This window comes from Vibrio sp. RE86, assembly GCF_013114545.1.
In the GTDB taxonomy this organism is placed as follows: domain Bacteria; phylum Pseudomonadota; class Gammaproteobacteria; order Enterobacterales; family Vibrionaceae; genus Vibrio.
In genome coordinates, this window is sequence record NZ_VTXI01000002.1 from 133150 (window position 1) to 156169 (window position 23020).

General features: G+C 45.4%; 24 protein-coding genes. 14 read left to right on the top strand and 10 right to left on the bottom strand.

The genetic code is table 11. The annotated features are described in order from the left end of the window. Positions 1-7: 7 nt before the first annotated feature. Positions 8-331 (bottom strand): ferredoxin FdxA, encoded by a 324-nt coding sequence (gene fdxA / locus F0231_RS02830; protein ID WP_126572553.1) that lies wholly within the window; start codon positions 329-331, stop codon positions 8-10. Positions 332-539: 208 nt separating this feature from the next. On the opposite strand from fdxA, the gene F0231_RS02835 reads away from it, so the two are divergent. From F0231_RS02835 to choV, 7 genes are all read left to right on the top strand, one after another. Beyond that, the gene (locus tag F0231_RS02835) at positions 540-2156 is read left to right on the top strand and encodes an NAD(P)/FAD-dependent oxidoreductase (protein WP_171758196.1); all 1617 of its coding nucleotides are present in this window, start codon (positions 540-542) and stop codon (positions 2154-2156) included. Between the two features lie 477 nt (positions 2157-2633). Then, the gene (betI, locus tag F0231_RS02840; protein ID WP_171758197.1) at positions 2634-3230 is read left to right on the top strand and encodes a transcriptional regulator BetI; all 597 of its coding nucleotides are present in this window, start codon (positions 2634-2636) and stop codon (positions 3228-3230) included. A 20-nt stretch (positions 3231-3250) separates the two neighbouring features. Next, complete coding sequence (betB, locus tag F0231_RS02845) at positions 3251-4711, top strand: betaine-aldehyde dehydrogenase (protein WP_171758198.1); 1461 nt, start codon at positions 3251-3253, stop codon at positions 4709-4711. Between the two features lie 21 nt (positions 4712-4732). Continuing rightward, the gene (gene betA, locus F0231_RS02850; RefSeq protein WP_171758199.1) at positions 4733-6424 is read left to right on the top strand and encodes a choline dehydrogenase; all 1692 of its coding nucleotides are present in this window, start codon (positions 4733-4735) and stop codon (positions 6422-6424) included. Between the two features lie 34 nt (positions 6425-6458). Further along, positions 6459-7397: a choline ABC transporter substrate-binding protein gene (locus F0231_RS02855; RefSeq protein ID WP_171758200.1), complete on the top strand. Its 939-nt coding sequence runs from the start codon at positions 6459-6461 to the stop codon at positions 7395-7397. Between the two features lie 75 nt (positions 7398-7472). Further along, positions 7473-8315, top strand: a complete 843-nt coding sequence (gene choW / locus F0231_RS02860; protein ID WP_171758201.1) for a choline ABC transporter permease subunit — start codon at positions 7473-7475, stop codon at positions 8313-8315. A gap of 2 nt (positions 8316-8317) precedes the next feature. After that, the gene (gene choV / locus F0231_RS02865; RefSeq protein WP_171758202.1) at positions 8318-9505 is read left to right on the top strand and encodes a choline ABC transporter ATP-binding protein; all 1188 of its coding nucleotides are present in this window, start codon (positions 8318-8320) and stop codon (positions 9503-9505) included. A gap of 87 nt (positions 9506-9592) precedes the next feature. Here the strand turns inward: choV and F0231_RS02870 are convergent, their stop codons facing one another. Further along, on the bottom strand, positions 9593-9973 hold the full coding sequence (locus F0231_RS02870) for a DUF4345 family protein (protein WP_171758203.1): 381 nt from the start codon (positions 9971-9973) through the stop codon (positions 9593-9595). A gap of 16 nt (positions 9974-9989) precedes the next feature. Then, complete coding sequence (locus F0231_RS02875; protein WP_171758204.1) at positions 9990-10925, bottom strand: SDR family NAD(P)-dependent oxidoreductase; 936 nt, start codon at positions 10923-10925, stop codon at positions 9990-9992. A 114-nt stretch (positions 10926-11039) separates the two neighbouring features. Here F0231_RS02875 and F0231_RS02880 point away from each other — a divergent pair, with 114 nt between their 5' ends. From F0231_RS02880 to F0231_RS02895, 4 genes are all read left to right on the top strand, one after another. Beyond that, the gene (locus F0231_RS02880; protein WP_171758205.1) at positions 11040-11966 is read left to right on the top strand and encodes a LysR family transcriptional regulator; all 927 of its coding nucleotides are present in this window, start codon (positions 11040-11042) and stop codon (positions 11964-11966) included. 48 nt (positions 11967-12014) lie between these two features. After that, the gene (locus F0231_RS02885) at positions 12015-12599 is read left to right on the top strand and encodes a type II secretion system protein (RefSeq protein WP_171758206.1); all 585 of its coding nucleotides are present in this window, start codon (positions 12015-12017) and stop codon (positions 12597-12599) included. 232 nt (positions 12600-12831) lie between these two features. Then, positions 12832-14505 (top strand): LruC domain-containing protein, encoded by a 1674-nt coding sequence (locus tag F0231_RS02890; RefSeq protein ID WP_171758207.1) that lies wholly within the window; start codon positions 12832-12834, stop codon positions 14503-14505. 13 nt (positions 14506-14518) lie between these two features. Continuing rightward, a complete protein-coding gene (locus tag F0231_RS02895) occupies positions 14519-15010 on the top strand; it encodes a hypothetical protein (protein WP_171758208.1) in 492 nt (163 codons plus the stop codon). A 63-nt stretch (positions 15011-15073) separates the two neighbouring features. Here the strand turns inward: F0231_RS02895 and F0231_RS02900 are convergent, their stop codons facing one another. Beyond that, entirely contained in the window at positions 15074-15886 is an 813-nt protein-coding gene (locus tag F0231_RS02900) for an enoyl-CoA hydratase/isomerase family protein (RefSeq protein ID WP_171758209.1), read from the bottom strand. 171 nt (positions 15887-16057) lie between these two features. Between F0231_RS02900 and F0231_RS02905 the strand changes: the two genes are divergently transcribed. Beyond that, complete coding sequence (locus F0231_RS02905) at positions 16058-17008, top strand: LysR family transcriptional regulator (protein WP_171758210.1); 951 nt, start codon at positions 16058-16060, stop codon at positions 17006-17008. A 27-nt stretch (positions 17009-17035) separates the two neighbouring features. Here the strand turns inward: F0231_RS02905 and F0231_RS02910 are convergent, their stop codons facing one another. Next, entirely contained in the window at positions 17036-17380 is a 345-nt protein-coding gene (locus tag F0231_RS02910) for a rhodanese-like domain-containing protein (RefSeq protein WP_171758211.1), read from the bottom strand. A gap of 132 nt (positions 17381-17512) precedes the next feature. Here F0231_RS02910 and F0231_RS02915 point away from each other — a divergent pair, with 132 nt between their 5' ends. After that, positions 17513-17989 (top strand): PaaI family thioesterase, encoded by a 477-nt coding sequence (locus F0231_RS02915; RefSeq protein WP_171758212.1) that lies wholly within the window; start codon positions 17513-17515, stop codon positions 17987-17989. 10 nt (positions 17990-17999) lie between these two features. Here F0231_RS02915 and F0231_RS02920 read toward each other — a convergent pair whose 3' ends face one another. The 3 genes from F0231_RS02920 to F0231_RS02930 form a co-directional block, all read right to left on the bottom strand. After that, positions 18000-19058 (bottom strand): GGDEF domain-containing protein, encoded by a 1059-nt coding sequence (locus F0231_RS02920; protein WP_216611966.1) that lies wholly within the window; start codon positions 19056-19058, stop codon positions 18000-18002. Positions 19059-19252: 194 nt separating this feature from the next. Beyond that, positions 19253-19630 (bottom strand): hypothetical protein, encoded by a 378-nt coding sequence (locus tag F0231_RS02925; protein ID WP_171758213.1) that lies wholly within the window; start codon positions 19628-19630, stop codon positions 19253-19255. A 56-nt stretch (positions 19631-19686) separates the two neighbouring features. Then, positions 19687-20229 (bottom strand): nuclear transport factor 2 family protein, encoded by a 543-nt coding sequence (locus tag F0231_RS02930; protein ID WP_171758214.1) that lies wholly within the window; start codon positions 20227-20229, stop codon positions 19687-19689. 147 nt (positions 20230-20376) lie between these two features. Here F0231_RS02930 and F0231_RS02935 point away from each other — a divergent pair, with 147 nt between their 5' ends. Then, positions 20377-20760, top strand: a complete 384-nt coding sequence (locus F0231_RS02935) for a helix-turn-helix domain-containing protein (RefSeq protein ID WP_171758215.1) — start codon at positions 20377-20379, stop codon at positions 20758-20760. Between the two features lie 139 nt (positions 20761-20899). Here F0231_RS02935 and F0231_RS02940 read toward each other — a convergent pair whose 3' ends face one another. Beyond that, positions 20900-21415, bottom strand: a complete 516-nt coding sequence (locus tag F0231_RS02940) for a porin family protein (RefSeq protein ID WP_171758216.1) — start codon at positions 21413-21415, stop codon at positions 20900-20902. A 211-nt stretch (positions 21416-21626) separates the two neighbouring features. Next, positions 21627-22967 carry an NCS2 family permease gene (locus F0231_RS02945; RefSeq protein WP_171758217.1) on the bottom strand — a complete coding sequence of 447 codons (1341 nt, stop codon included), beginning with the start codon at positions 22965-22967 and terminating at the stop codon, positions 21627-21629. Between the last annotated feature and the right edge of the window lie 53 nt (positions 22968-23020).

Consider the following 23020-nt stretch of genomic DNA (forward strand, 5'->3'; position numbering starts at 1 on the left):
GAAGTGGTTACTTCTCCAACATACCTAACTTGTCAGGCACACCATTCCACTTTTCAGCTTCATCCATTGCAGGTTTCACTTCCGTTTGTACTGGCCACAGTTCTGCGAGTTCAGCATTTAAAGAAATGTAGACAGTTTGATCGTCTGGTACTTCGTCTTCTTGGAAGATGGCGTGGGCATCACATTCATCAACACACAAACCGCAATCAATACATTCGATTGGGTTGATGACCATAAAGTTTGGACCTTCATGAAACGCATCTGCCGGACATACAGCGACACAGTCAGTGTATTTACATTGGATACAGTTATCAGTTACGACAAACGCCATGATGAATGCTCTTATAGTAGTCAGAATTTCGGAAAGGGGATAATACTCATCCCAAGCCAAAATTCAATATGCTAAATCGTGAATGTTATTTCCTGTGTATGAATTAGTATGACAGACAATTCAATTTCTCGTAAAATGCGCGCCATTGTGAGCTGACCGTTTGTCACACGGTTTCGGCTAAGACACCTATCTATACGAGACATCAAACATGATACGTTTAAATGAAATTAAACTTCCTCTTGATCACGAGGAAGAGGCGCTAACTGCTGCCATCACTAAGAAACTTGGCATCTCTGAAGACCAAGTCATCTCTTACAATGTATTTAGACGTGGCTACGATGCTCGTAAAAAAGCCAACATCCTGCTGATTTATACACTCGATGTGATCGTTGAAAATGAAGCGGCGTTGTTAGAGCAGTTCGTGAGTGACCCGCACGTAAAAGAGACTCCAGACATGGAGTACAAGTTCGTTGCGAAAGCACCAGAGAATCTAACAGAGCGCCCAGTGGTTATTGGTTTTGGCCCTTGTGGTCTATTTGCTGCTCTTATTCTTGCACAAGCAGGCTTTAAACCTATCGTGGTTGAGCGTGGTAAAGAAGTCCGTGAGCGTACTAAAGATACTTTCGGCTTCTGGCGTAAGCGCACGCTGAACACCGAATCAAACGTACAGTTTGGGGAAGGCGGTGCAGGTACGTTCTCTGATGGTAAGCTATACAGCCAAATTAAAGATCCAAACTTCTACGGCCGTAAGGTGACGACTGAATTCGTAGCCGCAGGTGCACCAGAAGAGATCATGTACGTAAGTAAACCGCACATTGGTACCTTCAAACTGGTGACAATGATCGAGAAAATGCGTGCGAAAATCATCGAACTGGGTGGTGAAATCCGTTTCAGCACTCGTGTTGATGACATTCACATGGATGGCGATCAAATCACAGGCCTAACGCTGTCTAATGGTGAAGAGATTAAATCTCGCTACGTTGTTCTAGCGGTAGGCCACAGTGCGCGTGATACGTTCGAAATGCTAAATGAGCGTGGCGTATACATGGAAGCAAAACCATTCTCGGTGGGTTTCCGTATCGAGCACAAACAGTCAATGATCGACGAAGCGCGCTTTGGTAAAAACGCAGGTCACCCAATTCTTGGTGCGGCAGACTACAAACTGGTTCACCACTGTAAGAATGGTCGTACTGTTTACAGCTTCTGTATGTGTCCTGGTGGTACTGTTGTTGCAGCAACCTCTGAAGAAGGCCGCGTAGTAACGAACGGTATGAGCCAATACTCTCGTTCAGAGCGTAACGCAAACAGTGCTATCGTTGTGGGTATTGACCCAGAGCGTGATTACCCAGGAGACCCTCTAGCAGGTATCCGCTTCCAGCGTGAGCTTGAGTCAGGTGCTTACGTACTTGGTGGTGAAAACTACGATGCGCCAGCGCAGAAGATTGGTGACTTCCTGAAAGGTCGCGATCCAAGTGAGATTGGCGATGTTCAGCCGTCATTCACTCCGGGTATCCACTTAACGGACATCTCTAAAGCGCTACCGGACTTCGCTATCGAAGCGATTCGTGAAGCGATTCCGGCGTTCGACAAGAAGATCAAAGGTTTTGCGTCTGACGATGGCCTACTAACTGGTGTTGAGACTCGTACATCCTCTCCGGTATGTATCAAGCGTGGTAAAGACTTCCAGAGCGTTAACCTAAAAGGTTTCTACCCAGCGGGTGAGGGCGCAGGTTATGCTGGCGGTATTTTATCTGCAGGCATCGACGGTATTAAGGTAGCGGAAGCGCTATCGAAAGCAATGGTTGAAGACGCCGCGAACGCGTAACATTTTTACACAGAATTGAAGGCTCCAGTGCTCAGCATTGGAGCCTTTTTTTGTGCTCAACGCATAGATAATTTTGAATAAGTCTCGAACAACACTTCTTACCTCTTTCGCTTTCTTCACTCCTCTCCTCTATTTTCCAGAAATGTAGATTTAAAAAATGTTTCGCCTTCTAAATGTTTTTCTACTGTGTATTTTCTGCATTCTATCTTTGGTGGCTTGATTCATTCCAAGATGGCAGTTTATGCGTGATATTGATATAAGTTTTTGATTTGTTTGTATTTATTTCGGTTTGTTAGCTATGGCATTGGTTTGGTTGACTGGATGTGAGCGAGTTTAATCAGTATGGTAATTCGTTAGTGATAGTGGTTGATTTTGTTTAAATTGATCAAATTTATAGATAAATAATTTGAGATCGAAATGATTTTGAGGCATTTTATATTTAATTGAACGTTCAATAAAAAATAAAAGGGGCGCAAAATGCCGAAAGTTGGCATGCCAGAAATCAGGAAACCTCAGCTGGTAAAAGCCACAATGGCGGTGATCGATCGTGTCGGTTTACATGCTGCAAGCATTGCGCTGATCAGCAAAGAAGCGGGTGTATCGACGGGGATCATCAATCACTATTTTGGTGGTAAGCATGGTTTGCTTGAGGAGACAATGCGAGAGATCTTGCGTCAGCACTCGACTACGATCATGGATAAACTTGCTAAGTTGCGAAAAGAGGCACATCAGCAGCGCATTATCGCGATTGTTGATGGCAACTTTGTCGGCTTTCAAGCAGAAAACCAAGTGGCTAAAACCTGGCTAGCTTTTTGGTCTTACTCGATGCATGACGAAAAGCTTAAGCGATTGCAGCACGTTAATGAAAAGCGCTTACTGACCCATCTTAAAATCGAACTTAAAGCTCTTTTCACCAACGACCAAGCTGAAGTTGTCGCTCATGGTATTGCGGCATTGATTGATGGTATCTGGCTACGTGGAACGCTCAACCCACAAGGCATTGATGCTGATAAAGCACGCTTGATCATTAATGACTACCTCGATAAGCAGCTTACCTTTTACTCAAAAAAATAATCATTAAGTCAGACTTTCACATGGATATGAAAAACCTTTACATCAACGGCAAAGCTGTCAGCGCAACATCTGGCGAAATCTTTGTTACATACAACCCGGCTAACGGCGAACCTATTGCGGAAATTGGTCAGGCAAGCCAACAAGACATAGAGTCAGCAATTGAGGCCGCTAAGCAAGGTTTTGCTGTTTGGTCGGCGATGAGTCCTACTGAACGAAGCCGAATTTTGCTAAAAGCTGTCGCAATTCTACGCGAACGCAATGATGAATTAGCGGCGTTGGAAGTGACTGATACGGGCAAACCATTGCAAGAAGCCATTGACGTTGATATCGCAACTGGTGCTGATGTTATTGAGTATTTCGCAGGCCTTGCCCCAGCGATGCAAGGTGAGCAACAACCTTTAAGTGACTCTCAATTTTTCTATACGCGCCGCGAGCCGTTGGGTATTTGTGCGGGAATTGGCGCGTGGAATTATCCAATTCAAATCGCAATGTGGAAGTCTGCTCCTGCTCTAGCGGCAGGTAACGTGATGATATTCAAGCCTTCTGAAGAAACGCCCTTGACAGCGTTAAAGTTAGCGGAAATCTTTACGGAAGCTGGCCTGCCTGATGGTGTGTTCAATGTAGTACAAGGCGACCATCGAGTGGGTCAAATGCTGACAGCACATCCGGACATTGCCAAGGTCTCTTTCACAGGTGAGTCGGGTACGGGTAAGTTAGTCATGGCTGACAGTTCGAAGACGCTCAAGCAAGTGACAATGGAGCTTGGCGGAAAGTCACCGATGATTGTGTTTGATGATGCCAAGCTCGATGATGCGGTTTCTGCTGCTATGGTTGCGAACTTTTATACCCAAGGTGAAGTGTGTACTAACGGTACGCGTGTATTTGTTCACGAATCGATTTATCAGCAATTTATTGAACAGCTCAAAGCTCGCACTGAGAAACTTATCGTTGGTAACCCAATGGATAAGGATACTCAGATTGGCGCGCTCATTTCAAAAGAACATTTAGGCAAAGTATTAGCCGCAATCGAAAGCGCAAAGCAAAGCGGTGCGACGCTTCTTACGGGTGGCTATCAGGTCACAGAGAATGGATTAGCAAGTGGTAATTTTGTTGCGCCAACCGTGTTTGTTGATTGTGACGACACCATGGCTCACGTACAGCAAGAGATCTTCGGCCCTGTTATGTCTGTGCTTACCTTCAGTGATGAACAAGAGGTAGTTGCGCGAGCCAACGACACTGACTACGGCTTAGCCGCGGGCGTATTTACGCAAAATCTTTCGCGCGCTCATCGAGTTATTCATCAAATGCAAGCTGGGATCTGTTGGGTTAATACGTGGGGTGACTCACCTGCTGAAATGCCGGTTGGTGGCTATAAACATTCTGGTATTGGCCGTGAAAATGGCCCTGAAACACTCAAGCACTACACCCAAACAAAGAGTGTATTGATTGAGCTTGGCGACTACGCCAGCCCGTACGCCTAACTGAAATCACGGAGAGACTAAATGATGGAACGCTACGATTATATTATCGTCGGCGCGGGTTCGGCCGGCTGTGTGTTGGCGGATCGGCTGAGTGAAAGCGGCGAACACAATGTTCTACTGCTAGAAGCTGGTGGTACAGATAAGAGCATTTTCATTCAAATGCCGACGGCGCTTTCTTACCCGATGAATACTGAAAAATATGCATGGCAGTTCGAGACAGTGGCTGAAAAAGGGCTTGATGGCCGACAGCTGCATTGTCCACGCGGAAAGGTATTAGGCGGTAGCTCCTCGATTAATGGAATGGTCTATGTCCGTGGCCACGCTTGTGATTTCGATGAATGGGAAGAGCATGGCGCACAAGGCTGGAATTATCAGTCATGTCTGCCTTATTTCCGCAAAGCCGAAAGTTGGATTGGTGGTGAAGATGAATATCGCGGTGGCAATGGACCTGTTGGTACTTGCAATGGCAACGATATGAAGCGAAATCCGCTCTATCAAGCCTTCATTGATGCCGGAAAAGAGGCGGGTTATCCAGAAACGTCTGACTACAACGGCTACCAGCAAGAAGGCTTTGGCCCAATGCATATGACCGTCGATGGTGGTGTGCGTGCCTCAACCTCTAACGCCTACTTAAGGCGTGCGCTCAAACGCCCTAATCTCACTCTAATTAAGGGTGTGGTTGTACATAAAGTTCTACTTGAAAATAAGCAGGCAATGGGCGTTGAGTTCGAAAAGTCAGGTGTCGTAAACAAAGCCTTCGCCAATAAAGAAGTTGTTTCTAGTGCCGGTTCTGTCGGTTCTGTTCAACTCTTGCAGCTTTCAGGCATCGGCCCTAAATCCGTTCTTGAACAAGCGGGTGTTGAGGTAGCGCATGACTTACCGGGCGTTGGCGAAAACCTTCAAGATCACCTCGAAGTTTACTTCCAATACCACTGTACACAACCGATTACGCTTAACAGTAAGTTGGGGCTTATCAGCAAAGGTTTGATTGGGACAGAGTGGATTCTGACTCGTAAGGGCCTAGGCGCGACTAACCACTTTGAATCTTGCGCTTTCATTCGTTCACGTAAAGGATTGAAATGGCCAAATATCCAATACCACTTCTTGCCAGCCGCGATGCGATATGACGGTCAAGCCGCATTTGATGGCCATGGTTTTCAGGTTCATGTGGGGCCGAACAAGCCGCAGAGCAGAGGCTCAATTGCTATCACATCTGCCGATCCTCACGCTAAACCCAAAATAGAGTTCAACTACATTTCGACGGAGCAAGATAAGCAAGATTGGCGTGATTGTATTCGCCTAACTCGTGAAATCTTAATGCAGCCTGCTATGGACAACTACCGCGGCGAAGAAATTCAGCCAGGGGCGGATGTTCACTCTGATGAAGCGATCGACCAGTGGGTGAAAGAGAACGTAGAAAGCGCTTACCACCCATCATGTAGCTGCAAAATGGGCGCAGATGATGACCCTATGGCAGTGCTTGACGAAGCCTGTCGAGTTCGCGGTATTCAAGGTCTACGAGTCGTGGACTCTTCCATTTTTCCAACCATTCCAAACGGTAACCTGAATGCACCAACCATTATGGTTGCAGAGCGTGCATCTGACATGATTTTGGGTAAACCAGCGATGGAAATGAACGAACAACCAGTTTGGATCGCCCCAGACTGGCAAACAACACAAAGAAATGGCTCTCCACGTAGAGAGTTGGGTTAACACCCAAGTCAGTAATCATTACAAGGAAAACAACATGTCTATGATGACAAAAACACTTTCGACCATCGCGCTTAGCAGCCTAGCGATGAACGCTTATGCTAACCAATGTGAAACCGTCCGTTTTGCTGACGTTGGTTGGACAGATATTACTGCAACAACGGCGGTCACGTCTGAGCTACTAAAAGGTTTGGGTTATAAAACCAAAACGGATTTGCTGTCAGTGCCTGTGACTTACTCGTCGATGGCGAACGGTGATATCGATATCTTCCTTGGCAACTGGATGCCAACCATGGAGGGAGATATCGCTAAATACCGTGAAGCCGGCACAGTTGAGACGGTTCGCGCGAACCTTGAAGGTGCAAAATATACCTTAGCCGTACCAAAGTATGTGTATGACGCGGGCGTGGAGAGCTTTGCTGATTTGGCGAAAAACGGCGACAAATTCAAAGACCGCATCTACGGTATTGAGCCGGGTAATGATGGTAACCGTCTGATTCAGTCGATGATCGACAGCGATGCGTTTGGCTTAAAAGAGTTCAGCTTAGTTGAGTCAAGCGAAGCGGGCATGGTGTCTCAAGTTTCACGCGCTGTACGTCGTAATCAATGGATTGTGTATCTTGGTTGGGCTCCACACCCAATGAACAGCAATATTGAAATGGCTTATCTTGACGGTGGTGACGACTTCTTCGGCCCTAACTACGGCGGAGCAAATGTTTATACCAATGTTCGTCAAAACTACCTGTCTGAGTGCCAAAACGTAGGCAACTTGCTTAAAAATCTTGAGTTCAGCTTAGAGATGGAAAACGAGCTGATGGAAGCCATCCTCAACCAGAACGTGAAACCAGCAAAAGCGGCTCAGCAGTGGCTAAAAGCGAACCCACAGCAAGTTGAAGCGTGGCTAGACGGAGTAAAAACTCTGAAAGGTGAAGAAGCGCAGGGCGCAGTGGCTACCTACATCAACTCTAAAGCTTAATTAGCATTATCGATGGTGGGCGGATTACCCACCATTTCTCATACGCTAAATAATCATTACCACAAAGGCTGTATTGTGAACTTTATTACCGACAACAAAATCCCATTGGGTCAATGGATGGAAGCAGGGGTTGATTGGCTAACTTTTAATGCTGCTGGTCTGTTTGATGCGATTGCTATTTTTCTAGAGACAATCATTCTTTTTGTTGTAGATATTTTTAAGTGGATGCCACCGGCAATGCCTATCGTATTTACCGCAGCTATTGCTTGGTATCTACATCGTAGTGTTCCGTTGGTTCTGTTTGTCATTGGCGCTCTACTGACCATTTTAAATCTCGGCTACTGGCAAGAAATGCTAGAAACCTTTGTTCTGGTGTTTGCAGCGACAACGATTTCTGTATTAATTGGCGTACCTCTTGGCATTATGGCGGCGCATCGTCCTTGGCTTTATACCGTGCTAAGGCCCATCTTAGATTTAATGCAAACGGTTCCAACGTTTGTGTATCTAATCCCGACGTTAGTGTTGTTTGGCCTGGGTATCGTTCCTGGCCTTATCTCGACCATTATTTTTGCGATTGCGGCACCAATTAGGCTGACCTATCTAGGTATTACGAAAGTCCCAGAAGAACTGGTCGAAGCGGGTAAAGCATTTGGAGCAACGCGAATGAAGTTGCTATTCAAAGTTGAGCTGCCAGCCGCTATGCCGAGCATTATGGCGGGTGTGACGCAGTGCATCATGTTATCTCTTTCTATGGTGGTGATTGCCGCGCTAGTGGGTGCAGACGGTCTAGGTAAACCTGTGGTTCGCGCGCTGAACACAGTAAATATTTCGCAAGGCTTTGAAGCTGGACTTGCTATCGTTCTTGTGGCGATCATTCTTGATCGTCTGTGTAAATCACCAAACCAGAAGGAAGCTTAATCATGGACGCGATTACCATTAAAAACCTCGATGTGGTGTTTGGTGATAAACCACAACTGGCGTTAGAGCTGTTAGATAACGGCAAAACTCGTCAAGAAATTATCGATGAAACAGCGCAAGTGGTTGGCGTTGATAATGTCTCTCTTACTGTCAAAGAAGGTGAAATTTGTGTGTTGATGGGCCTATCTGGCTCAGGCAAATCGAGCTTACTTCGCGCGGTAAATGGTCTTAATGAGATTTCACGTGGCGCGTTGGAGCTAAAAGATGGCGATGAGAAAGTCGATCTAGCAAGCTGTGATGATGAGACCCTGCGCCGCTTGCGTACCCACCGTGTGTCGATGGTATTTCAGAAGTTTGCTTTAATGCCTTGGCTCACCGTACTGGATAACGTGGCTTTTGGTTTAGAGCTACAAGGAATGGCGAAATCTGAACGCCGAAAGAAAGCCCGTGCACAACTTGAAATGGTGGGGCTTTCTGAATGGGAAGATAAGTACCCTCACGAGCTTTCTGGTGGTATGCAGCAGCGTGTAGGCTTAGCCCGAGCCTTTGCCATGGACACGGATATCCTCTTGATGGATGAGCCATTTTCAGCACTTGATCCTCTGATTCGAACACAGCTTCAAGATGAACTCATTATGCTGCAAGAGAAGCTCAATAAGACGATTTTATTTGTGAGTCATGACTTAGATGAAGCGCTGAAAATCGGCAACAACATTGCGATTATGGAGTCAGGTCGACTGATTCAGCATGGCAAACCTGAAGATATTATTCTTACGCCTGAAAATGATTATGTGCGTGACTTTGTCGCTCATACTAATCCACTGAATGTACTCAAAGGGCGCTCACTCATGCAGCCAGTTGAGGAGCTAAAACAAGAGCAGAATCGACTACAAGTCTGCTCAGCTCAGCCAGTTTGGGTAGATCAATCGACTAGCGAACTGTCACTTGTGAAAGGCGACGACCTAACCTTAATCGAGTGGGACAGTGAAAGCGGTGACATTGAGCAAGTCAATCAAGGCTCAATTGTCGTCACTAGCCCTAATATCGGAATGCGTGAAGCCATCGAACTCAAGCAACGCAGTGGACAACCTATCCTGTTGGTTGAAAATGGCGAGTTGGTCGGTGTGCTGAATGACAGTGAATTCTATGATGCATTATTAGGGAACTATAATTCTCCGCAAGCAGCTTAAACTGGCGTTAACGGCAGTCATTTAACAAAGAAAGAGCGCCACCGGGCATAGGCGCTCTTCTTAATTGCAGCAGATGAATGGGAGGATTTAGTAAAAACCCTCTGCTTTGAAGTGAGCAAACATCAATACTGCTGCAATGACAATCTCTAGGACAAGCGGTGGTATCACGGCTTTGTTAAAACCATCAAAGATAAGTCCAACCAAGCGACCAATCGCAACGGCAATCATAATAATCGCGACAAAGAAGTAGCTCTCTGTATCACCTGTCACTAACCCCTGTAGCAGCATAAACACACTGGCCAGAAAAAGCCCGCCCATGACTGAACGTATCGTATTCATACCGGCATTACCGACGGGTTCTAATGAAAAGTTCGCTACCATTTTTTGTGGGGCGAACATCGACATCAAGCCTAGTGCACTTAAAAGAAAGGTCGCTAAACTGACGAGAATTTGAAGTGTCATATCCATGGTGAATTCCTTTAAATTATGCGTTTACATTAATAAATTGCTGGATAGCATGGCGTGCGTTGTCTTGCGCCGCGACGTTACCCAATGAAGGCTCAATTGAAACTTGGTCGACAAGTGGTCCGGTTGGAGATCCCGCTTGGCTTGCATAAAAACGGCCGCTTTCAAAGCGAGGATCGAAAAGCCCATCTAAGTAGCGTTTTGCCCCTTTTTCGACGCTGTGCATCATTCCCATCATCGGCATCACTAAGCCACCAATGTGTTTGAAAAACAGCTTCTTCAAGAAAGGCAAATCGTCCATACCATTGGTTCCTGTCGTTCCCCCTGGACTCATTGTGATGAATTTAAGGTGTGGGTGTTGTCTAGACATAGAGCTCATCCACAACGCTCCAGTTAACTTTATGGTGCCGTAGATCTCTAAAGGATCGGCTTTGGTACCAAACACGTTTCCATTCGCAATCGACGTAAATTCTTCGACTGATGAGGTTTTCAGTTCTGGTTTGGGTACACCCATTTTAGGTACTCCTCGCGCAGTTTCAGAACCCGCGTAAAGGATGGTTGAGGTTATGAGCTGACGTTTGATCAGTGCTTCGACCAAGACTGCATGACCAAATACATTCGAGGCAAAGATCGTAGTGACACCATCTTTGGTCAGTTGATTCGGTGTGCGACCTCCTGTTCCTCCTGCATTTAGGATTACCGCGTCAATAGGGGCGTTGAGCTGATTGACCGTGTTTTGAACGGAATCAGAGTTGGATACATCGATAATGACGATGTCGAAAATATCTCGTCCAGTAGCGGTGACAAGTTGCTGTTTGGCTTCCTTTGCTTTTTGTTGGTTTCTACATCCTAGGTAAACTTTTTTGATGTCTGAACGCTGTGCTAGCTGGCGAGCGGCCTCAAAGCCGAGTCCTGCATTTGCACCTGTGATTAAAACGGTTTTTATCGTGTCCATGATCGTCCCTTTTGCTGTGATTGCTGACTGACGATTAAGTTACCATGGTTGAAATGTGCTCTGTAGATAGGTAAAAATGGACATCGTGTGTCAAAAATGAACCATGGAAAGGAAATGCCAAATAATCAGCAATATGCGTTTAACTGGGATGATCTCAAAGTCTTCTTAGCCGTTGTAAGAGCAGGGACGATACGTGGAGGAGCAGAGAGTATTGATATCAATCACACGACGCTGACTCGACGCCTATCAGTAATGGAAGAACATATCGGAAGCCGCCTTTTTGACCGCTCTAAGCAAGGACTAGTGCTAACTCAAATCGGCGAAGAGTTGCTCCCGTATGCCGAAAAAGTGGAAGAAGAAATGATTGCGGCTTCGCGTATGATCATAGGTCGAGACGCTGATCCGGTGGGCACTATCTATGTTTCGATGCCACATGGCATGGCGATGACGTCTTTAATGGACGATTTGGCTGCCTTTTCAGATCGTTATCCAGATATTATGCTCAACCTGCAATTTGGAAACGACATTGCTAATCTCAACCGCCGCGAGGCTGATGTTTCTATTCGTGTCGCCGATGAAGTCTACGATGATGCTGTCGGGCGTCGTCTGGTTCAAATGTCTCAGGCAGCCTATTGTAGTCATGAGTACGCGCAGAAAATCAGAGATAACTTAGGTGAAGGGCTGAGTTTTATCGGTTGGCATGAACCTGAAGGGGATACAACGGCCAAATGGTTGAAAGAGAGCTATTACCCTAAAGCGACGTTGAAGCATCGAGTATCTGAATTGGTTCCGTTAATTTCATTGGCCGCTTCAGGCTTTGGTATGGCCTATTTGGCGTGTAACCTTGGCGATAGACACCCAAACCTTGTCCGCGCACCATTTCAAAAACCGTTACCTTACCGCAGCATTTGGTTACTGCTGCATCGAGATCTGCGAACGACGGCGAGAATTCGTTGCTTTGTCGATTTCTTAGCAGAACGAGTTCAGCAAAGAGAAAGTGAATTCTGGGTAACTGGGACGGCAAAAAAAGCATTTGATTAGTGATGCAATACTCGCTCAGATGCGAACTAACATGAAATAAGAGTTGTTATGAAAACGAACACAATTATAAATACCCTACTGACATCATTATTTTCGTTAGCTTGTTGGTCAGTCCAAGCAAATGAATCTGTGATGGATGAACAGCAACAAGTCGTTGAAGAGCTAAAAGCCATGTTGCAGGCCGTTACTGAGTATCAACAAGACACAGGCCGCACCTTGCCAATCACCCCAGATACAGACGTTGAGTATGGGTATCTCGCGATAGACTATTTGATCGAAGATCCCGGCATTGAAGGGTGGAATGGACCTTATTTACCATACAACAATGATTGGTTTGGCTTTGAGCAATACGTGAGTCACCCTGACTACATTGCCGCTCAACTCCTCGCGAAACAAGATACTCAATGGAGCAAAGGAAGTACACCAGAAGGTTGTGATGCCAATTCTGAATCTTGCAATGTGGCAGCGTGTATTTGGAGTGTCCCTGAGGAAGTAGCCAAAGGAATCAACAAACAGTTTGATGGTGTGCTAAATGGGGGCGAAGTGGATAACACAGGTACTGTTCGCTTTGAAGGTGGATTGGTGTGGATTGTGTGCATGACGGGCCAATCATATATTTATAATCAAGACTGAGCTTAGGCCATAGTCAATCGCCGCTGCCTGCTGTCGAGCTAATAAAACAGGTAGAGTGTAAAAAAGAGTAGTAGGCTTTTCTTCTTTCTAATCACTTTGCCAACCAGCTTCATTCTCAAAATAGGAATAACATAGATAGCATTTTAACTCTTTGTTTTTGTTGAGTATAAATTAGGCATCATATTTGCGTTAACCCCTTAAGACCAAGGATTTAGTCGACGAGGGGAATAGCATGAAGGCAGCGAAATTTATAGCGCTAACCGGTTGTTGCGTATCGATATCTGGCTACGCACTTACGACCAACGATCTATCGTTTGAATCAGGCAGTGAAAACGCCAACTACACCTACAAGGGTAAGCCGTTAGAGGCTACTTCGATTGCAGACCAGTTACCCCAAGACACACTTACCAACGTGTATTCGATGTTACCGGAAGGCACTTATGTGAATACTGCATTTATTTCACCGGAGCGCTATTCCAATATTGATATTGATGATGAACTTGGCGGCGCTGACTATGCGACTGCTTCAGTTACCTTTCTCAACGAAGGTGCAGGGTATCGCAACACGTTGGGCTATTTTGTTTATGACACCAACAACCCACCGGCTAACAAGGATGATATCGAAGCTCACATGGTGATCTTCCCAAATGCCTCAAAGGCACCTGATGGGGACATGCAAGAGGGTGACACGATAGACCTTGACGTGCAGCTTGCGGCAGGACAAACGTTGGCGTTTTTCGTTATTCCAAATGGTTGGAGTGCGAGCACATACAACAACATTCCATACCTTGGTCCTTGGAATACGCCTTTCTATAGTCTTTCTAGCTTGAACCCGGAAAGCACAGCGGATTATCGCAGACATAATGTTGCTTTCTTGGATACTGAGAATGAGTTCTTGGTACTTGGATTTGAGGATATTAAACGCCCTAGTGGTGACAACGATTTTAACGACTTAATCTTCACCGTGGACATTTCGCCTTTTTCGGCGGTAGATGGAGTCAATAATGACGGTACTACCGACTCAAAATACGAAGTGTTAGTGCAAGAAAATGACCCAGAAGTCACGGTTACTTCGGTTTACCCTAGTTCTGACACCTATGCCACGATGGCATTTGAAGATCGTTGGCCTTTGATGGGGGATTATGACTTCAATGATGTTGTCTGGCGTTACCGAGTAACAGAGCTTTTGAACGGTCAGCGTGAATTGAAAACCATCACGGTCGATTACACACTGCAAGCTATGGGAGCGGGTTACTCAAATGGCTTTGCGGTGAAACTGCCGAATGTCGACTCATCCAACGTAGCCTCTGTCACCGTAACCAAAAATGGTCAGGCTGTTGAACATGAGGTCTTGCAGGCGGGCAGTGAGACTGTTTTAGTGGTTTCGGAAAATTTGCGAACCGAGCTGGATGCATTAGGTGTTTTGACAGCCAGCTGTACTTTCTATCGTACTCAAAGTAGCTGCCTTGATGAGCAATCGGCCGATATTCTTAGCTATCAAATGGTGGTGGAGTTGACGACTCCCGTTGCACGAGACCAAGTGGGTTACCCGCCTTATGACTCGTTTATCTTTGCGTCAGAAGGAACTTACCACGGCAGTTTTGTTCTGACTTTCCCCGGTATGAGTTGGCAAACTCACTTTCAGTCATTTTCAGGGACAGGGGACATGAACAATGCTCTGTTTAATTTGCATGATGATGCGACAGGCGGCTCTAAATACTTCCTTACCAACAATAATATGCCATGGGCTATCAATGTTCGAGATGAATGGGAGCACCCAACCGAGAACACCGACATCAGCCACGCTTATACCAACTTTTCGACTTGGGTAACAAGCAGTGGTGAAACAGACACCAACTGGTACAACACGCCAACGAATGGCAAAGTCATTTCAGCCACGGAATAGCAAGGAGCTTAACATGAATACTTCAATCAAACTTCTGACCATCATGTCGACTTCCACGCTAATCTTGGCTTGTGGAGGGGGCGGTGGCGGTGATAGTAGCGGAGGCAGTAGTGGCTCTGGTTCTTCCTCTACACCAGCACAAACGCCAGCTCAAACTGCATCTGTAGAGCTTATTGATACTCAAGATATTGTTGCGCAGCGTGATTTTGCTTTTTGTATCGGGGATAAAATAACGCTATCGATGAATTACCAAGGCACTGCTGATGGAGCTTTGCACCTCTATACCAAATCGGCGTTTACGACTGAAGATGGCACTGAGATTGCTGATCCCATGTCCCGGATAACGACTATTTACCCGACCCGTACTAATCAGGTCGAGCTAGAAGTAAATGGCAATTGGAGCAAACTCTATGCACAGTGGGTACCAATGAGTGCCAGTGAGCCTGAGAAAAACTGGGTAATTTCGTTGAATCAATCCAATAACAACTACCATCTCGATTTTTGAAGCTTAGCGTTAATACTGAGTTTGAAAGGGCATTCTTGAGCTTAGGAATGCCCTTGTTCGACGCTATTTTGATAACTCTGCGGCGGTATCAACAAAGATGCCTTGGATGTCTTTCGCTTCACGCTCGGTTTGACCACCGTGTTTTAGGAACGCTTCGATGATCGCTGCAGTTTTTTGCTCTTTAGCGCGCTCTAAGAAGTAGCGTAGCTCTAGCTCTGCGCCGGCCTCTTCATCTTTAATCGATGTTGAGATGATCTCTTTGTACATCACGATGTCACGCACTTCTAGTTGGCTAATGACCCCCAATGTTGCGGCTAAGAAACCATCCAACTCTGCTTTTGGAACAAACTGAGTAATGATGTTCAACTGCTCTGCTTGCTGGGCGGTAAAGTCGTTGCCAAGTAACAGTGCTTGTAGCGCTTTGTTTTTGCCCATACGGCGAGCGAACTGAACCGCGCCTTGGCCACCTGTCGGAATGTTTACATGGATCTCTGGCTGAGCAAATGCGGCGTTTTCGGTGCCGTAAGCTAAATCACATGCCATAACAAACTCGTTACCGCCGCCACGAGCCACGCCATCAACCACGGCAACCGATACTTGTTTCATCGCTTTGATGTTGGCAATCATGTGGTTGAACTCAATCGAAGCTGCCTGACCACCTTGTGTGCCGTTGATGACATTCAAATCTAAGTGCGCCAAAAAGAAAGAATCATGAAGCGACTTAAACACCACCACTTTAGTGTCACGGTTGTCTTTTAGAGAAAGTACAAACTCGTTAATTTCATTGATCAAGTTAATCGTTAGAACGTTGACTGGTGGGTTATTGATTTCAACAGTAGCGATGCCATTTTGCTCAGTGATAGTTAGTGTTTTCATTGTGCTTTCCTCATTCACGCTGTGCGTGCGATGTTGATGGTTTTGTTGTGGGAACTACTCTCTCCCCCGTCGTATGCAGCTACTATAGATTTGTTATAAGATGAAAAAAATAAACAAAATGGCACATAATTGGTGCTATTAAAGCAACAATGATTTTGTAGGTAGGGCGTTATGGATTTCTCAAGTCGTTTATTACTGTTACTGGAAGTGGTTGAGCTTGGCTCGTTTACTAAGGTGTCAGAGCAAAAGAATGTCGATCGTTCGGTGATATCAAAACAGATCAGTCGATTGGAAGAGGAGCTAGGCGTTCGCTTACTGAATCGCACCACACGGTCTCTCTCGTTAACAGCAGCAGGGAATGAAATGATCAATCAAGCCCAAACTCTTCGTACATTGCTGAGTGACACTCACCGTTTGGCACAGAACTACCATGAAGAGCCTCGTGGAGTGTTGCGCATTACCAGTTCGACCATGTTTGGCCGCCAATACGTTCAAGAAGCGATTTCTCTGTTTCAGCAGCAATATCCAGATGTAGAGTTTGAGCTGCGCTTAGAAGATCGCATGGTTGATATGGTGCGTGAAGGCTTTGACATCGGTTTTCGTATTGGCAGACCTAAAGATTCGAGTTTGATTACACGAAAGATTGCTCGAAGCCGTTTGTTGATTGTTGCTGCTCCTGCGTTTATAGAAAAGCATGGTGAGATTGATTCCCTAGAGAAATTGGAGTCGCTACCCGCGACAATCTACTCCGCACCGGGTCTATTGTTTGACAGGTTCGGCTACCAAGATGAGCAAGGAGAACAGCAGTACTTTGAGTTGAACGCGGCTTACAAGGTAAATGATGTTGAAATGTTAGCGAGAAGTGCGGCAGGCGGAAACACACTTGCAGTAGTGACGGCGCAAATGGTTCAGGACGAAATCAAGCAAGGGAGGTTGGTGCCGATTATGACTGACTTGAACATAGATGATTTTGGTACCTTCTACGCCGTGTATCCGCACCGAGATGCGCCAATCAAAACGAAACTGTTCCTTGATACACTCAAAACTATTGTTGGCGAGGGTACGCCGGTCTGGGAGAACAACATTCCAAACTTCGACAAGATGTATGGCCACGGAAAGTAATTTCTACCCCACACCTTGTTTGAGTTGTTATTTTGACTGTTGCATTTCGACCAAACCACCGGCGTTATGCAGATTAGTAAACCCTTGAGCGGTTAAATACTGAAAAGCTTTACCAGAGCGATTACCGCTGCGACAGTAGAGAACGATCTGAGCGTCTTTGTCGATGTTAGCAAAATGCTTGTCTAGCTCAGACAGTGGGTAGTTTTGGGCTCTCTCTAAGTGCCCATCGGCAAACTCTTGTGGTGTTCTTACATCGACAATCAGAGCGCCTTGTTCAATCCATTCCCAGCCTGTTTCTGCTCGCTCAGAAGCCGATACCGAGGCACTAGCTAAAGATAATACTGCGATGAGTAGTGTGAGTGAGGTTTTCATTATCCATTCAGTCCTTCGTTTCCATACGCCATTATTCTAAGCGTCTAGGTCTGATTTTCCAGCAAAAGCAACAATATAAGTGAATATAAGCGTAAGCGACTATAGTCATGGTATGGATATAAAAGAGGAACCGTGATGCAACAGTTAGCGATTCAAGACCAAATACCCAATAATCACTGTTATGGCTGCGGGGTTGAGAACCACTCGGGCTTACAGATTAAAAGTTATTGGACGTCAGAGACAGAAGCAAGCTGCGATTTCAAACCTGAAAAACATCATTGTGCGGGGCCAACTCACTTTCTCAACGGTGGGATCATTTCTACCATCATCGACTGTCACTGTGTCTGTATGGCGATTGCTAAAGGCTATCAGATTCAAGGACAAGATGTTGGTGTTGGTGAGCCAGTATGGTTTGCGACAGGCAATCTTAACCTTTCATTCCTAAAACCCGTTCGATTAAATTCCACAGTGACGTTAAAGGCTAGAATTGTCGAAAGGCTGGAGAAGAAAATGGTGCTGACCTGTGAACTCTTTTCCCAAGAAGAGTTGTGCTGCCAAGCCGAAGTCGTCGCGGTCAAAGTGCCCAATGCATGGTTTGCTGGGGAGTAAATCAGTGCGTCTAATGAGCGGAGACTTGGAAGCAGTTTTTACCAGCACTCTTCGCTTGATAAAGTGCCTCATCTGCTTTTCGGAAACAATGGACGCTATCAGTTGATAGATGAGGGGCTACGCCACAACTGATTGTTACCGCTCGATCAATACCAAAGTCATGCCTTTCTAAGGCTATCTGGATAGATTTTATTCTCTGCTCGATAATGGCATAGTCGGCGGCGTCGAAAGCAATCAGAAACTCTTCGCCTCCCCATCGTCCTACTTTTCCGGCGCCCTCAACTTCCGTTTCTAAGATACGAGCCGCTTGGATAAGCACTTGATCGCCGACATCATGGCCATAGTCGTCATTGATTTTCTTAAAGTCATCAACATCTATGATGGCAAGCCACTTTACCTGTTGAGATTCAAGCAACAGTTCTTCCATGTGACGTCGATTAAACAATTGAGTCAGCATATCAGTATGAGATAGAGCTTGAAGCTGTCGATTAGATTCTCTTAACAAGGCGAGCGTTTTACGACGTCCTGAGTCATAGAAATAGGCGATCGAGAACAAAAACAGATAGACGATGGACAGGTGAATAAAGCTAATGGTATCGAATGGAATGGGTGGCCAGTTGTGCATATCAATTAGGCATATGTACGAGATGATCGCGAAACTAGCCGAACTAAACACTGAGCCTACTTTGTAACCAAGGACAAATATGGCGACTACAGGTGTTAGGAACGCAAAAGCTAATGCAAATTCACTGTGTCCAGAGCCGACGATAAACAGCAAACTGACAGATGTCATCACTACTACCATGATGGTTGCCGCGACCTTTACATTACGACTTTGCCACAACCAAAAGTAAGCCAATAAGCAGAGCGCTAATCCCGCTGCTTCAATAGACGCTAATAAATAATTTGGAATAAAGACGGTGTTGTAATAAATGAATAGCGAGAGTACGGAAGATAAGATCGTCAGAGAAGAAAAGACAAAGACACTGTCCCTAAATTCTTCTTGAGTTCGATTTACACCAAGCCACTTTTCCAATCCTTTAGTTAACACAGCAATCCATATATTCATTGGTTCCGATGCGGGCAATATACCTTAGTATTTATAAATGGCAACTGAAGTTACAAAGTTAAATTTTGAAGTATTTATGAGGTAAATATACGGGTTTAAGTGGGGAGTATTTATCGATGATACGTGCAGTTATAAAACAATAAAAAAGCCAGCATTGAATCTTGCTGGCTTTTGGATTTGAATAGCAAATAGGATTAAGAAATATCGTAACCTGCTGCTAGTAATAGACCGCGTTCATGTTTGATTAGGCTTGCACGGTCTTCAACGAGCTCGTGAAGGGCTTGGCGAGGTTTGCCCGCAAGCGCGTGATAGTCTTCAAATGATTCAACAGATTGAATCTCTTTGAACATTTCACTGATTACGTTACGTGCTTCGCAAGGGTTGTCATTTGTCTTAAAGTACTCGACAGCCAGAGCCGCGGCTTTTATCTCAGCAATAAGTTCAATTGGACTGTTTTGTTGAGCGATTGATATATAGTTATCTAAGACGCGCTTTGCAAATAGCAACTCGTTTAGAGGGATATCGCGACCACTTTCTACGAGTGCTTGGCTTAAAATAGTATTTGAGCTCATGTTTAATCCTTAGTTACATCCGACAATCTTTTAAAGCAGTCTAAAATAATCGGAGTTTAAAAAACACCATTTCCGTTAGCAATATCTCCCCCACTGATTAAGGAATATACTCGCATTGAAAAATCGAGTGCTTGAATTGAATCCCAGTGCTCTACGATACGGCCATTTTCAAGACGCCAAGTATCTATAATATTCATCCCTTTTTGGTCGTTACCACGATCATCTTTGTCTAATGTCGCGTGTGAGTGAAATATGACATAGTCACCATCGACGTAAATGTGTTTCACATCGTAGGTGTAGTCTGGGTACTCCTCGACAAACTCTTCGAGAAATGAAACAAGTCCGGTGACTTTGTCAGGTAGGTTACGGTTGTGCTGAACGTAAGCACTGTCGTTATAGTTTTCTAACACATACTCAAAATTGTGGTTGTTCATTAAGTTTTGAACAAAATCGGTGATTAGGGTTGCGTTCGCGAGTTCTTCTTCTGTCCAGTGCGGTTTTTGCAGTGAAGGTAGGTCAATGGTCAATGGATTGTTTGCTTGCGCGTAAGTTGCGGTGCTAACAAGCAGGATTAGGCTAGTCGTAATGGCTTTTAACATAGGTAACTCCGTGACTGTTTGTCTTGTTTGGTATACATTGGTAACTATAGTAATTAATAGTAACCAACTGTACAAGAAGGCACCAATTCCTACCCTAGGCACATTTTGGTAACTCTTGGCAGTGAAAGTGATGAACTGGGAAAGAAAATGGCAAAAGAAGAACAGCAAGAGAGACGCAAGTTTTACAACAATGAGGATTGTCCGGTACGTAACGTTGTTGCGCAGATAGGTGACAAATGGTCACTGCTGATTTTGTTTGCGTTGGTGGATGGCCCTGATAGGTTTAACGCCCTAAAGTCTCGCATTGAGGGGATTTCGCAGCGAATGTTAACGCAAACTCTGCGTGACTTAGAGCGTGAAGGTTACGTGGAAAGAACGGTGTACCCAGAGGTGCCTGTTCGTGTGGAATATGAACTGACCGAGATGGGGCGAGACATTGTCAAACCGCTCTACCAATTAGTGTGCTGGGCTGATGATCATCAAGATGAAATTCGACGCGCTCGTAAGATCTACGACGAAAAGAATGGATGAGAAATGTGATTGAAAGCTGTCAGTTACCTTTCATAAATAAGGTAGATGGGCAGAATAAGCGAGTGTGGAAAAAGTTATCGTAGACTCATTCGCTTGCTCGCTTAGATTTGTTAACAAAGGACAGTACGGGCCTTTGTTATTACAATTTGTGCACTAAATTGATACCTACAGACGTGCTATCAATTCCATTGCTGCTATAAAGGTTCATCCATTCAACTTGCAGTTCAACAGGGCCGCCTTTATGAACAGCAGCACCTATACCATATTGAATATCACTGTCTGTATCAGTAAATGTACTCCCAGGAATGGATATTGCCCCTTTTAATTGGCCGTACCCAATGGTGCCGTAGACTTTTATGTACTCACCGATGGGAACGTGGCCTTTGCCATATACACCAAACATTCGTTCGACTTCATGTTCAACGCCCAGAACTTCATCTTCCGAGACGCTGCCATAGCCTCTAGCTTCAATCGCAAAGTTTTGTGAGAACTGATAACCCACGATTAACCCCACTAACGAGTTGTCAACGGAGTAGCTATTCAGAATATCAGAATTTACCGATGAATACCCAACACCGATGTAGGGGTATTGATTTGCTAAAGTGGTAAACGAAATAGCACACGTAACGCATGCAGAAATGAAAATTTTGTTCATAAGATGCACCTAACCGTCATTGAGTTTCTTATCAATTTTGATCTGAATGGCTAGTTATGCAAATTTTAGGATTTAGTAGTGAGTTGTAGCTCACATAATGCAATTGAGCTCATATTGATGTTTTGCTTGTATTTTGAACGTAACTACTCGTGTTGATACGCTTAAGTTAGACCGCCTAGCTCGCGTTGGGCTAGGCGACCTGATAGTGAGTTTAGATATAGACAAGCTTAGCAACAAAGATAACCGTCAAAATGTACATCGAGATAGAGACATCTTTCGTCTTACCAGTCGCGACTTTAAGTACTGTGTAGGTAATAAAGCCAAGTGCAATACCGTTCGCGATTGAGAAAGTTAACGGCATCATCAGTGCAGTAATTGCGGCAGGTGCGCCGTTTGTGAAGTCTTTCCAATCAACGTGCTGCATACTGCTCATCATGACGAACGCGACATAAATCAGAGCACCTGCGGTCGCGTAAGCGGGGATCATCCCTGCCAGCGGAGAAAGGAAAATAGCAGCCAAGAACAGTACCGCGACAACAATCGCAGATAAACCCGTACGAGCGCCTGCTGCAACCCCTGCTGCACTTTCGACGTAACTGGTGACAGGTGGGCAACCAACACATGCGCCCGCAACACTGGAGATTGAGTCTGCCTTTAACGCCTTGCTAAGCCCTTTAATTTTGCCAGTTTCTTTATCGACTAAATGTGCTCGCTCAGCCACGCCCATCAGGGTTCCGGCGGTATCGAACATATTTACGAACAAGAACGCTAAGATGACACTCACCATTGAGATGTTGAATGCGCCAGCAATGTCCATCGCCATAAAGGTCGGAGCAATACTTGGTGGAGCGGCGAAGAAACCATTGTACTGAACTAGGCCTAACATCATACCAATCACAGTAACGCTGAGAATACCGATCAGAACCGCACCAAACACCTTGCGCTCGCTGAGGACAGCAATGATTAAGAAAGCAATCGCTGCTAGCATAGCGTCAGGCTTGGTGAAGTCACCAAGTGAGACCAAGGTTGCTGGGTTTTCTACGACGATACCGGCTGTTTTGAGGCCGATAAGACCAAGAAAGAGGCCGACACCAGCTGTCATTGAGTAACGTAGACTGACTGGAATACTTTCAATAATCCATTGACGGACTTTATAGAAACTCATTCCGACGAAGAGGATACCCGATAGGAACACCGCGCCTAGCGCAATTTCCCAGCTGTAGCCCATTTCACTGACGACCGTGAAAGAGAAAAACGCGTTAAGGCCCATACCGGGTGCAAGACCGACAGGCCAGTTAGCGAACAGTCCCATCAATAGACAACCAATCGCGGCGCCGATACAGGTCGCGACGAAAACAGCGCCTGAGTCCATGCCAGAAGCGGCCATTATTTGCGGGTTGACGAATATGATGTAGGCCATGGTGGCGAAGGTGGTGATCCCGCCAATCATTTCGTTTTTTACACTGGTTCCATGTGCTTTAAGTTTGAAGAAGCGCTCAAGTAAACCACCTGATTGTTGCTCGTTCAGCACTTCCGCTTTGCTTTCATTCATGTCAGCAAGTCCTTTAGTAATGTTTTGCTTAAATTGAATACTGCTTTTGGCTC